Origin of the sequence: Paenibacillus sp. 276b (assembly GCF_900107875.1) — a bacterium.
GTDB lineage: Bacteria > Bacillota > Bacilli > Paenibacillales > Paenibacillaceae > Paenibacillus > Paenibacillus marchantiae.
Window position 1 is genome coordinate 167,791 of sequence record NZ_FNRR01000001.1, and the last position, 12,912, is coordinate 180,702.

Annotated in this window: 11 protein-coding genes; 6 read left to right on the plus strand and 5 right to left on the minus strand. The window is 47.4% G+C overall.

Features of this window, described 5'->3' with window-relative positions; genetic code table 11:
* Nucleotides 1–88 precede the first annotated feature (88 nt).
* Nucleotides 89–2,665 carry a beta-mannosidase gene (locus BLV50_RS00740; RefSeq protein ID WP_090805250.1) on the plus strand — a complete coding sequence of 859 codons (2,577 nt, stop codon included), beginning with the start codon at nucleotides 89–91 and terminating at the stop codon, nucleotides 2,663–2,665.
* Between the two features lie 102 nt (nucleotides 2,666–2,767).
* Here the strand turns inward: BLV50_RS00740 and BLV50_RS00745 are convergent, their stop codons facing one another.
* Both BLV50_RS00745 and BLV50_RS00750 read right to left on the minus strand, forming a co-directional pair.
* Nucleotides 2,768–3,874 carry an FAD-dependent monooxygenase gene (locus tag BLV50_RS00745; protein ID WP_090805253.1) on the minus strand — a complete coding sequence of 369 codons (1,107 nt, stop codon included), beginning with the start codon at nucleotides 3,872–3,874 and terminating at the stop codon, nucleotides 2,768–2,770.
* Nucleotides 3,875–4,126: 252 nt separating this feature from the next.
* The gene (locus tag BLV50_RS00750) at nucleotides 4,127–4,651 is read right to left on the minus strand and encodes an NAD(P)H-dependent oxidoreductase (protein WP_090805255.1); all 525 of its coding nucleotides are present in this window, start codon (nucleotides 4,649–4,651) and stop codon (nucleotides 4,127–4,129) included.
* A gap of 189 nt (nucleotides 4,652–4,840) precedes the next feature.
* On the opposite strand from BLV50_RS00750, the gene BLV50_RS00755 reads away from it, so the two are divergent.
* Entirely contained in the window at nucleotides 4,841–5,323 is a 483-nt protein-coding gene (locus tag BLV50_RS00755) for a MarR family winged helix-turn-helix transcriptional regulator (protein ID WP_063564745.1), read from the plus strand.
* An 87-nt stretch (nucleotides 5,324–5,410) separates the two neighbouring features.
* On the opposite strand, the gene BLV50_RS00760 is transcribed toward BLV50_RS00755, so the two are convergent.
* Entirely contained in the window at nucleotides 5,411–5,710 is a 300-nt protein-coding gene (locus BLV50_RS00760; protein ID WP_090805258.1) for a hypothetical protein, read from the minus strand.
* Nucleotides 5,711–5,923: 213 nt separating this feature from the next.
* Between BLV50_RS00760 and BLV50_RS00765 the strand changes: the two genes are divergently transcribed.
* The 3 genes from BLV50_RS00765 (at nucleotide 5,924) to BLV50_RS00775 (ending at nucleotide 9,819) form a co-directional block, all read left to right on the plus strand.
* Complete coding sequence (locus BLV50_RS00765) at nucleotides 5,924–7,948, plus strand: Na+/H+ antiporter (protein WP_063564743.1); 2,025 nt, start codon at nucleotides 5,924–5,926, stop codon at nucleotides 7,946–7,948.
* An 88-nt stretch (nucleotides 7,949–8,036) separates the two neighbouring features.
* Nucleotides 8,037–8,975 (plus strand): aldo/keto reductase, encoded by a 939-nt coding sequence (locus tag BLV50_RS00770; RefSeq protein ID WP_063564742.1) that lies wholly within the window; start codon nucleotides 8,037–8,039, stop codon nucleotides 8,973–8,975.
* Between the two features lie 67 nt (nucleotides 8,976–9,042).
* Entirely contained in the window at nucleotides 9,043–9,819 is a 777-nt protein-coding gene (locus tag BLV50_RS00775; RefSeq protein WP_063564741.1) for a polysaccharide deacetylase family protein, read from the plus strand.
* 136 nt (nucleotides 9,820–9,955) lie between these two features.
* Here the strand turns inward: BLV50_RS00775 and BLV50_RS00780 are convergent, their stop codons facing one another.
* Both BLV50_RS00780 and BLV50_RS00785 read right to left on the minus strand, forming a co-directional pair.
* Nucleotides 9,956–11,497 carry a DHA2 family efflux MFS transporter permease subunit gene (locus tag BLV50_RS00780; RefSeq protein WP_072732332.1) on the minus strand — a complete coding sequence of 514 codons (1,542 nt, stop codon included), beginning with the start codon at nucleotides 11,495–11,497 and terminating at the stop codon, nucleotides 9,956–9,958.
* Nucleotides 11,498–11,505: 8 nt separating this feature from the next.
* Complete coding sequence (locus tag BLV50_RS00785) at nucleotides 11,506–12,141, minus strand: biotin/lipoyl-containing protein (RefSeq protein ID WP_053783698.1); 636 nt, start codon at nucleotides 12,139–12,141, stop codon at nucleotides 11,506–11,508.
* A gap of 200 nt (nucleotides 12,142–12,341) precedes the next feature.
* Here BLV50_RS00785 and BLV50_RS00790 point away from each other — a divergent pair, with 200 nt between their 5' ends.
* Complete coding sequence (locus BLV50_RS00790; RefSeq protein WP_072732333.1) at nucleotides 12,342–12,812, plus strand: hypothetical protein; 471 nt, start codon at nucleotides 12,342–12,344, stop codon at nucleotides 12,810–12,812.
* The last annotated feature ends 100 nt before the right edge of the window (nucleotides 12,813–12,912 follow it).

Consider the following 12,912-nt stretch of genomic DNA (forward strand, 5'->3'; position numbering starts at 1 on the left):
TAGCAGGCTAAAGAACGAACGAAGTCATGTTTATATTGCAAACGTTTTCGATATTTTATTACCAAGGAAACTGGGGAGCGAGGCAAGGATGAAGATGATTAATTCAAGTCAGGATTTGTCAGGACAATGGAAAATACAGCATTTCGAGGTTGGGGAGAAGCGGCCCATGGATGTTGCAGCGGCAGCGCTGGATGATCGATTTTGGATCGGAGCGGAGGTGCCAGGGGATGTGCACACCGCTCTGGTGGAACGCAGCATCATTGATCCGCCCTACTATGGGCATAACGATGCCAAGAGTCGATGGATCGAGCAGAAGGAATGGTGGTATCGTACTAGCTTCAACCTGTCGAAGGATGGGGAAGCAGAGGAGTACTTTGAGTTAGTATTCGACGGGTTGGATACGTTCGCCACCGTATATGTGAACGGACATGAAGTGGGGCAAACGGCTAATATGCTCATGTCCCATAATTTCGATGTGACTACACTAGTTCGTAATGGCTGGAACGCCCTAGCGGTCAAGTTCGATCCCCTTTATCTGCATCACAGAGACAAGGAAACGTTTGACTGGTCTTCGTATACGAAGGAACGGCCATGGTTGCGCAAAGCTGCGATGAATTTTGGCTGGGACTGGGGTCCACGGATGGTCACCGTAGGAATTTGGGGAGGGGTACGTCTTGAAAGACGAACGATCGCAAAGCTGGAGAACGTATTTGCACGTACCGAATCAGCCAGCAAGCAGCAAGCAGTTGTCCATGTCACTGCGGATGTGAAGTCCGTATTGTCTTTCCGTAGCAGACAGAAACGTGAAAAAGCGGTGGCCCTGTCTTGTGATATCCGTTTACTGGACGCGAGTGGACATGAAGTGGCACGGTCAGCCGAAGCAGTTGTGGAAAATGGTCTCGCCGATACAATACTAAAATTAGATTCACCACAATTATGGTGGACGCATGATTTGGGTGAACCTTACTTGTACAGGCTGGAAGTTACGCTATTTGCCGATGGGGTGGAAGTAGATCGTTACAACGAGCCTTATGGTGTACGAACCATTGAACTGGCGCTTCATAATGAGCAGGGTGAGGATGCTTTTACGTTTATCCTGAACGGAGTGCGTGTGTACGCGAAGGGAGCCAACTGGATTCCGGCCGACCATCTGATTGGTGCCATCCCGGCCTCCCGGTATCGTGAGCTGATCGAGTTGACCGTGGAAGGGCATATGAATATGTTGCGTGTCTGGGCAGGCGGTATATATGAAAAGGATGTCTTCTATGATGAATGTGATCGGCAAGGCGTACTGGTGTGGCAGGATTTTGCTTTTGCCAACGCCTTATTCCCTGATTTCAATCGGGACTTCATGAACAATGTACGGGATGAGGTTGAAAATAATGTCCTGCGCCTGCGCAATCGTGCCTCGCTTGCACTCTGGTGTGGCAATAACGAAATTGACTGGCTATATGACATGAAGTCCGCCAGTGGAGATATTACCAGCCCCTTCTATGGAGAGCTGATCTACCATGAGCTGATATCGGAAGTGCTGGAGCGGTTGGATTCGTCTCGTCCATACTGGCCTTCTTCACCGTATGGGGACAGTCACGGCAATGATGCCAACGATCCGGCTGTGGGGGATCGTCATAACTGGCAAGTATGGCATGGTTCCGTTTATCCCCGAAAACACGGCGAGCCGCCACTGCTGAATTACAGTATTGAGGGCGTGACTTTCAAAAACTATAAAAAAGATAATGCCCTGTTCAGCAGTGAATTCGGCATGCACGCCTCGGCCAACCGCTACACACTGGAGAAAAACATGCCTGCAGGGCAATTTTACTGGGGCAGCCCCGAAATGGCCTATCGGAATAAGGATACCAATCATCAGAAAGGCATTCTTCTAATGGAAGGATATACGGGCATTCCGCAAAATATTGAAGAGTACATGAACTACTCGATGCTGACACAGGCGGAAGGATTACGGTATGGCATTGAACATTTCCGGCGGATCAATCATCGCAATAGTGGAGCCCTTGTGTGGCAGATGAATGACAGCTGGCCAGGCACAAGCTGGTCCATGATTGACTACGAGCTACTGCCGAAGGCCTCCTTTTATTACGGAAAAGTATTCTTTCACCCGATACTGCTGTCTCTGGAACATGAACCGGGTGAGCCGCTTACGTTATGGGTTGTGAATGATACACGTGACACTCTGAAGGGACAGCTTCGACTTAATGTCTATGGATTGAATGGGGAAAAAGTATACTCCAGCTCGCATCATGTGGAGACAGGTTCGCAATCCGCTAATCGCATTGCAGAGCTTAGCGAAGCGGAAGTATTGGGAGGCAAATTGGCAGATGAAGTGATGGTTGAATTGGTAGCCGAAGGTTTCACTGCACCACTCAATCGATATTTCTTACGTGATCCGAAGGATGTTAACCTGCCTCAATCTCAGCTCAGTGTGCATGTGAACGAAGAGGAGCAATCCGTGTCGGTTACAGCCATTGGTGCAATTGCACGGTTGGTGAAGCTCGAGCTGCCCCTCGGACGCGTTCGTTTCAGTGATAACTATTTTGATCTTCTCCCTGGTGAGAGCCGTACGGTGAGATTACGTCATCCCGATAAGTTGTCTCTGCCGATGACTGAGCTACGGGTAAGCGCCATGAATGGCAGTGAAGCCTGATCCCTAATTGTTTTTCCACAAAGAACAAAACAGCCGATGCTTCCCCAACAGGGAGTCATCGGCTGTTTGTTGATTTACGCGGTGCGTGAATAACACGCCCCATTATTGAAAAGATTCGTACCGCTGCTGGAACGAAGACTCCATCTCCAGTTGCCTAGCCAACTGCTGCTTCACTTTTTCTCCACGTCGGGCCTGCAGCTCTTGCAGCCGTTCTGTAGAAGTGAATTGATCGGCTGCCATATCAATGAGCAGCTCAGCAAGCACGTCCGCATCTTCCAATGCGGCATTCAATCCAAAAGCGCCCGTTGGAGTCATTGTGTGAGCAGCATCACCAAGCAAGACCACATTGTCCTGCGCCCACGAATCGGCGAAACTGCTCTCAACGGATAACAAAACAAAATCACTCCATGTCTGGATATGTTGAGCTACCGAATCAGCGAGACAGGGGAAGGCCGCCACGAGTTTCTGTACAAAGGGAGCAAAAGGCTGTTCACGCAGCTTGGAGAAGGACCCTTGCGGGATGTTCCATCCGATCTGTACGTATCCTCCAAATTGTGAGAATAGCGCCAACTGCTGACCATCCATACTGGCCATTCGAACAGCAGGTTCCCAGCCTGCTGGAGCAGGAATGCGAGCCCATAACAGATCGTATCCATGTTTGCGGATATCCGGGGTCAGACCAGCGTGTCTGCGTACAGCTGAATATCTGCCATCTGCACCAACAATAACCGCTGCTTCAATGGAAGCAGGCCGTCCTTCTTGCCGAATGTTGATGCCAACCGTGTGGTCAGCCTTATTCCGTAATAATCCAGTCATAACCGTATTATAAAGGACTTGTTCGTTTTCCTGGTTCTGTGATTGTGACACGATGACTTCCAGCAGATGATCCTGAGGCACATGAATGCCCACATGGGATTCTTGCTCTCCAGGGAAAATGGTGTGGATGATCTGACCGTTCTCCCAATATTGAATTTGCTCCAGAGGCAGCACGCCACGCTGGGTGACAGAAGGGTATAACCCATGTTTATTCAATACATGTTCACCATCTGCATTAAGAACTTCGCCGCGAAACGACTTAAGAAGGTGCGGCTGGCGCTCGATCAGAATGGTGGATATTCCCTGCCGTTTCAGCAGGAATGAGAGTAGCGCCCCTCCAGGGCCAGCTCCCACAATACAAACGTCAGTTTTTAAATACGTATTTTGATTCATGTGTAAAATTCCCTTGCAATATAATGGATGAATAACCTATTACTTTATAATAACAGATTTATAAAAATCATTAAGTAACTAAAAGTAACTTTAAAGATATACGTTATTATAAACAAATTCAATCCAATAATGCAACAGAATCATTCTATTTCTCTACAAGAAGGAGGATTCAAGCCTGCGGTACTGCTTTTCAGCTTATGAGCGCAGGCTTGATAAGAACAGCAAATTCTTTTAAGGGAAATACTCTGATATCTATGTGATCAGTCGGTTGGTTATGCGAGCCACGCGTTCTCCCAGAGCTTTACCCAATGCTATGCCCTGTTCGCTGAGCAGATCATCACTGTCCACGGGACAAGTCACCCCCACACCATAATAGGAGCCATATAATGCATTATCTGCAAAGTTGCCAGGTAGCCCAGTAATAATCATGCCCTGATGGAGCATGGGTGTCAGCAGATGAATCAACGTTGACTCCAGTCCACCATGCTCGGTTGCGATGGTACAGAACACCGCACCTACTTTGTCTACAAGCTTACCCTCTGCCCAGAGGTAGCCCAGCTTGTCGATCCAATTTTTCAACCCGGAGCTGATGGAGCCAAAATGTCCGGGGCAGCCCCAGATAATGGCGTCCATTTCCACCAGCTTGTAAATGTCGGCTTCTTCTGTGGAATGCAAATGAACGGTTGCACCATGCACGCTGGCTGCGCCAGTAGCAATCGACTCGGCAAGCGCTCGTGTATGCCCGCCTTCACTATCGAAAACAATATAAATGTTCATTGCTTGATTCCTCCTTGTGTGGTTATCTGTTCATGCTATAAGGTAGCTTGTCACATGAAACGGCAAAATAAGCATGAACTTTACAGACAAGTAAAGGGTTTTGGGAAACAAGCGCATTTTTCACAAACAAAATAGTACAAATATGTTACAATATAAGGTAGGTTATGATCAAAGGTAGGAGGAACGTTTATGAGCCCGGATACGGAGCGAAACTCTCAATTGGCAAATGTCGATCAATTGTTGGAGGCCTTCTTCAGATATAAAAATAAAGTATTGGATCAGCAGCAAAGAAATGAAACAAACTGCAAATTGAATCCGACGAAAAGTCATATATTGGGCATGATTTTGCGTGAAGAACGCTGTATGGCTGTGGATGTGGCCAGACAACTTAGTCTATCTTCTGGAGCAACCACAATTGTGCTGAATCAACTGGAGAGCGAAGGTCTGATCCAGCGGGTGCGCAGTGAAGAGGACCGAAGAATTGTATGGTTGTCTTTAACTGAAGATGGGAAGCAGCTTGCAAGAACGTTGATTAATAATCGCGGTCGGATGACGTGGGAACTTTTGCAGGCGCTTACGGAAGAGGAACAACTGCAGATGTTTGGCATGCTGAAGAAAATTGAGCTGAAACTGCTGGAAAAAATGAAAACGTTGGAACAAACGCATCGCTAAATATATGGTGTGTAAAACGCCAGCCTTCAAGAATTTGAGCCCGCTTTGGGACTTGAATCTTGAAGGCTGGCGTTTTAATTTTTTCAATTAAAGATGGAAACGTTGAATGTGATCGGTCAGACCTTCCTGGATCAGAATTTCCTTCTGTTTTTTACCGAGCAGGTCAAAATGGGGGAAAGGCTGACGCCGATGGATGTAACGTGGGTCGAGTCCATGCTCTCTACACCAGTCCTCAAGCCGTTTCAGATCCGAACAGCCCACTTTGGTCACACTGGTAATGCCCGGAAAACGGTTGTCGATCCAGAAATGAGTGAGATAGGCAAGGTCGCCACGAGATACACGTTCTTTCCACTCGGTCAGCTCCTGTCGTTTAATTCCAAATGCCATAGACACCAAGTTCCTTTCCAAACGGGTATTGTCCTGAGCATATTGTAACATCTTATAAACAGAACCAATCAGAAATCTGCAATCGGACTGTTGTCCATTCGCTTTGGACGGGTATTAATATGACAACATTTTTATAATAAACTTTGGTTTATGTTAAAATAAGGTACACAAAATGGTTTTCACCACTTCATTATACGGAAAGGGATTGTCATCATGGAACTATTTATCGCCGTGCTTGTTTTGCTGGTACTGATCGGTTTATCGAATATTTTGAACCGATTTGTACCCTTTATCCCCATTCCGTTGATTCAGATTGTTCTCGGTGTAGCCATTGCACTATTACCTGCGGGTGTGCATCTGCCACTGAATCCGGAATTGTTTTTCGTACTCTTTATCGCTCCGTTGCTGTACAACGACGGGAAGCGAACACCGAGGCACGAGCTGTGGAATCTAAGAGCGCCCATCCTTTTGCTGGCCCTGGGCCTTGTATTTGTAACGGTTGTCGTGGCAGGATATGCCATTCACTGGCTCATTCCAACCATTCCGCTTCCTGCGGCTTTTGCACTTGCGGCAATTCTGTCCCCGACAGACGCTGTGGCTGTAGGCGCTATGGCAGGTCGTGTGCATTTACCCAAGAGCATACATAGGCTTCTTGAGGGAGAAGCATTAATGAATGATGCATCCGGTCTGGTTGCATTCAAATTTGCGATTGCCGCCACGGTTACAGGGGTATTTTCCCTGGCTCAGGCGTCATTTAGTTTTATACTTATCGCGATTGGCGGGTTGCTGATTGGTGCCTTATTATCGTTCCTGTTGATCCGATTGGGTGTCTGGATTCGGCGTCTGGGGATGGAAGATGTAACGATTCATATGTTATTGCAAATTCTAACGCCCTTCGTCATTTATCTGGTCAGTGAAGAGGTCGGTGTTTCGGGCATTCTTGCGGTCGTCGCTGGCGGGATCATTCATGCAATTGAGCGTGATCGGACCGAGTCTGTACAACTGAAGATGCAGGTGGTATCTGCCAGTACCTGGTCTGTCATTTTATTTATTTTGAACGGATTGGTCTTTGTCATTCTGGGGGTACAGATCCCGGATGTGCTGAGTACCATCTTCGAGAATGTCTCGTTTGATAACCTTCAAGTACTCGGATATGTGGGCCTCATTTCAGTGCTATTGTTGGTACTTCGTTTTGTCTGGATCTATCTGTTCTGGAAAGGAAATGAAAATTCCGGTGAGGCGTTGTCGAGCGGGAAGCCTCGGCTGAAAGAAGTTACGATCATTACTCTTTCGGGTGTGAGAGGGGCTGTAACGCTGGCGGGGGCCTTCTCCATTCCTTATGTTCTCCAAGACGGGTCTCCTTTTCCTGAAAGGGATCTGATCATTTTCCTGGCCGCAGGTGTGATACTGTTCACTCTGATTGCTGCAAGTGTGTTCCTTCCTATTCTTGCGAAGAACGAAGATAAAGCGGAAGAAGGTACACCGCAAACGACGGAACGAAAAGCACAGGATATTATGCTTAATGCTGCCATTCGTGCAGTGAAGTCGGAAATGAACGACCAGAATAAAGCTGCTGCGCTTGCGGTTGTTTCCGATCTGTCGAAGTATATCAGGCAGGCGGCTGGCGAGCTTACTGCCGGTAAGCGCAAGGACATTTTAAAACAGGAAACAGCAATTAATCTCATCGGTACACGGGCTGAACGCAAAGAAATTGAGAATATGATGGATGAAAATGTAATTGCTTCGGAAGCCGCCTTTAGATGTAACAGTTGGTTGGATCGAAAGGAAATGATGCTTGCAAACCGCACGAATACACAGATGATGTTCTCACTCAGTGAAATTGGACGATTGTTTGGACATGTGTTTACGAATCGTTCACGGAAGCCGGATCAGCCATTTATGATTGAAAATGCAGATCTGTTCCGTCAAGTGAAGATGCGTACCTCTGAAGCAGCGATCAAGGCGATTCGTGCTCATATGAACGATAGTAACCGGATTGTGGCTCTGTCGGTCATCTCCAGATATGAGCGGGTAATTGCCAAATTACGCACCTGGAATCAGGGCAAAACGGAAGATCCATTTGATCAGGAAAAGCTGGAATTGCAAATGGTGGCGATGCAGGAGCAGCGCAATACCATACAGCAGCTATACGAAAATGGCGAAATTAACCGCGATGTGGCTGCAAAACTCCGCCGTTTCATCAATGATGTGGAAGCTACAGCGCTGAAAAACACCTAATCCGATAAACCCGATATTTTAAATATGCTTAAGCCTCTGATATAATATATGTGAGTTACCAACGCTCAGAAAAGGAGATGGATGAGACATGGCAGAACAACGTACTCGCTTGGGCAAAACCGAACTGATTGTTAACCCGATTGGATTGGGGGCTAATGCAGTAGGAGGACATAACATCTATCCGAATATGCTGAATGATGAGACAGGTAAGGATGTCGTTCGTACAGCTTTGAAACAGGGCATTAACTTTTTGGATACTGCTTTCATCTATGGACCTGAGCATTCAGAACGCTTAATTGGTGAAGTGCTGAAAGAAACGGGTCAGCGTCAAGATACTATTATAGCAACAAAAGCTGCACATAAATTCGTGGATGGTAACGTAGTCTTTGATAACTCGCCTGCTTTCCTCAAAACCTCTGTAGATGAGGCATTGAAACGCTTGCAGACAGATTATATTGACTTGTTCTATATTCATTTCCCGGATGAACTTACACCGAAGGATGAGGCTGTAGGTGCGCTGAAACGTTTGAAGGACGAAGGTAAAATCCGTGCCATCGGAGTTTCCAATTTCTCCATTGATCAGCTGCGTGAGGCAAATCGGAATGGAGATGTGGATGTGCTGCAGTCTGAATATAATTTGTTCAAAAGAGAAGCGGAGAAGGAATTGCTGCCCTATACGGCAGAGCATGACATTTCTTTTGTACCTTACTTCCCTCTGGCAGCAGGTCTGCTGGGTGGCAAATATAATCGTGATACAACCTTCCAGGATGGACGGGCGAAGAACCCGTTATTCACAGGGGAAGCCTTTATTCAGAATCTGGACAAGGTGGAACAACTACGCAGTATTGCACAGTCCAAGGATGCTGAGGTCGCCCATCTCGTTCTGGCCTGGTACCTGACTCAGCCGTCCATTGATGCGCTCATTCCTGGTGCCAAGAAACCAGAGCAGGTCATCAACAATCTGAAAACACTGGATGTTGAGCTCACAGCTGAGGAAATTGCAGTCATTGATCAAATATTTCGTTAAATAGTTCTGGTGAATCGGGAAATGCTAACAGGGAGTTTACGTTTGAAGATAAAGAGAGGACATAAACATGAACCTGAAGGCAGCCCGATGCATCGGATTGTGTACGCTGGTTTTTTTGCTTGGCAGCAGTTCTGCCTACGCCAAACCTGTGCAGAAGAACCGACAGTATTATGAGGAACGGGGAGAGATTGTGTGGGAGGTTCCCACACATGACAAACTCATCGCACTGACCTTTGATGATGGGCCAGATCCGGTCCAGACCCCGCAAATTCTGGCTTTACTCGAGCAGTATCAGGCCAAAGGCACTTTTTTTGTGCTTGGCAAATGGGCGGAAAAGTTTCCTGACCTGATCAAACAGGAGCAGCGGGAAGGACATGAAATCGCCAATCATACGTATGCACATACGTACGCGGTCAGGTCAACAAGGGCGGATAAGTACAGCCATGAAATGAACATAGCGGAGAAATCCATTGTTGGAGCAGGGGCGCAGCGTCCGACGTTGTTTAGACCCCCGGGAGGCTATTACAATGACATGGTCATTCAGGTCGCCAAGCAGCAAGGCTATACGATTGTGCTATGGTCCTGGCATCAGGACACACGTGATTGGGCTTCACCAGGCGTATCAGCCATTGTGAACAAAGTGCTGAAGAACGCACGTAACGGGGACATTGTTCTGTTTCATGACAAGGTGGAGGGCAAGTCCCAGACGGTTGCTGCGCTAAAAACGATTCTGCCTAAGCTGCAGGAGCAAGGTTATCGTTTTGTAACCGTATCGGAACTGCTTGCTGTTAAGGCGAGAGAGGCTGCCAAGGATGACAATTCATCCTTACCCCAGCATCCATAGCGCAAGCCAAAAACCGCAGGTCTCTGGATTAAAGAGACTTGCGGTTTTTTATTGTTTCAATTGATCTAAGTGAAGCTTGCGGATCTGATCTGTGATACAGGGTTGTATAGGGGATATAGGGTGGTCCAACGCCATTTTAGCGTTCAGTTTTGACTTTACGAGGACGGGAGCGAGCCCGCCGCAGGAATAACGACAGAAACAGACCAATGATCGAAATCCAGGTCGCTACAATGAAAGCATCATTAATGCCTTCAATGGTTGACGTCTGAACAGCGATACCATAGAGCTGCTGTAATGCTAGACTGGTGCCTTGTTCAGGCGGCATTCCTGCCGCAGTAGCCATTTGCGTGCCAAGCATACCGACTTGTTCTGTCAGTGCTACATTGGTTGTAGTCACGGTGTTGCTGTAATCCGCCAAATGAATACCTGCACGTGTCGCCATCACAGTAATGAGCAGGGCGGTCCCGATTGAACCTGCGACCTGTCTGACCGTATTGGACATGGCCGTACCATGACTGGTGAGATGAGGCGGCAATTGATTTAACCCCTCTGTCTGTACAGACATCATCAGCATGGACATGCCGAAGCTCCGGAACGTGTATAGCATCATGATGTGACCATAAGGCGTCTCCCCCGTCAACTTACTAAACTCAAAGGTGGTGATGGCAGTAATGATCAAACCGACAATGGCTAGGGGGCGAGAGCCAATCCGGTCAAACAGCGCTCCTGAGATGGGAGACATGACGCCCATTAGCAATGCACCAGGCAGTAACAACAACCCGGATTGCAGGGGAGAGAATCCCCTTATATTTTGCAGATAGATCGGTAGCAGCAGCATCCCGCCAAAGAGTGCCATGTTAATCGTTGCACTGACCAGCGTCGAGATGGTGAAGATGTCGTATTTGAATACACGAAATTCCAGCAGGGGGTTCTTCATAGCCGTTTCTCGGAGAACAAAGAAGACGATGAAGAGCACGCCGATAATGAGTGTCAACAGCACTGTCGCGCTGGTCCAGCCTTTATCTCCGGCAGAGCTGAATCCATATAACAGAAAGCCGAAACCGATGGTGGAGAATAATGCGCCAAAACCATCAAATTTCGGCGAAGTAAGCTTGGACACATTTCTCAGCCAAATGAAGGCAAACAAAATATCAAGCAAGGCAAGCGGAATGACCATATAGAACAGAATGCGCCATGTATAATGTTCCACGATCCATCCAGATAATGTCGGGCCAATAGCCGGAGCAAACATCATGGCAATACCCATCGTGCCCATGGCAGTTCCCCGTTTCTCAGGAGGGAAAACAGTCAGAAACACGTTCATAACCAAAGGCATAATAATACCAGCCCCACTGGCTTGTACGATACGACCGATGAGCATGACCGTAAATCCAGGACTGATGGCACAGATCAGCGAACCTAACGTAAACAACAGCATCGCAGTCACGAATAATTTGCGGGTTCCGAACGATTCAATCAAGTAGGCGGTAATCGGAATGAGTACCCCGTTCACCAGCAAATAGGCTGTGGACAGCCACTGCACGGTCGTTGCTGATACGTTAAAGTCATTCATCAGATGGGGGATGGCTACATTGAGCAAAGTCTGGTTCAGAATGGCGATAAAGGCGCCGAGCAGCAGGACAGCGATGGTTTTCCCAAGAGGTACTTGATTATCCATCAGCAGCCTTAGATATGAACGCGCACGGTAGCGCTCATGCCGGGAACCACACCCAGTCCTTTATATCCTTCGATCGTAATGATGATCGGGATGACTTGTGTTACTTTGGTGTAATTCGCATTGGTATTGGACGACGGCAGTAGTGAAAAGGAGGACGCAGTGGCAAGTCCGATCTGGTCTACTTTGCCAGTCAATGTGGTGTCTGGAAAAGCATCGACATATACATCGACGATCTGACCCGCTTTAATTTTATCAATCGCGGTCTCGTCTACATTGGCCGTCACGTACAGGTTATTGAAATCATAGGCCCGTGCGAGGGGCGTACCTGCAGATACTAGTGAATTTTCGACGGCGGTCTGTTGTACAATGGTGCCATCAACAGGCATCGTCACGGATGTTGATTTTCCCGCAGCGGTGACGGTGGCAACGGTATCGCCTGCATTAAATGTTGTACCTACCTTGCCTTTCCAGGATCGAAGCTCACCGCCTACTGCGGAAGCCACGGAGATAGGCTGCCCGGTAACAAGCGCATTATCGGTTTTAACGTAGCTGGTGGATTGGTTGTAATAGTAGATCCCGGCAGCCCCGGCTCCCAAAATCACCAGTATAACAATGATATTGATCAAAATGGCACGTGAATTCATGCTGATCATTCCTCCTCAATTCGGTTTTCTGTAAACCTTCTCTTTGATTGGTGCTGAAAGTCTTCTGCTGACAATCCTGTTTGGAGCATTCCCGCTACTTTGTCGCTCTATACGAAACAAGGTGAAATATTATTCGCAGAATAGGGCACCAATATATTGATTAAGGCTGCCTACAGGCGGATGATAAGGAGGATGCTCATATGTTGATCATTTTGGTGGTAATTGTTGTTATTGGGGTTGTGTTTCTGATGATTTATAACTCCAGATCGTCCCGCAAGGCTGCAGAAGCAAGAGCTTCCAAAATAACAGAGATGGATGAAGGGCCTGTCCTGCTGCATGAAGAAGATCGATCCCGGAAGGAAGACAGAATTTACGAACAGGCAGAGCATAAAGAAGTTTTGGAACATGAGGATCGTAGGCAAACAGAAATTCATCAGATGGATTCTACATCGGAAGTGACCCCTTCACCACAGAAAAGAGAGACGCAGACTACAGATGGTGATCAAGCTTATCGCCAAGCATTGCTTCATTTCCGTAAACCTGCCGAAGTGGAAGACGAAACGGTGCTGACGGAGACAAAAGAACCTGAAAAGAGTGCAGATGAAGTCTATCGATCGGCTCTGAAAGTGATGAAAAGCAAATCTTCTGATCCCTCTTCAAAGCGGAAATAACAGTTCAGTTATGTTTTTGAACATTGGTCATGGCTTTCGTTTTCAATCCAAAACGTCTACAATAGATGAAGCTTTCTAAATTATGGCTACATGACATGGA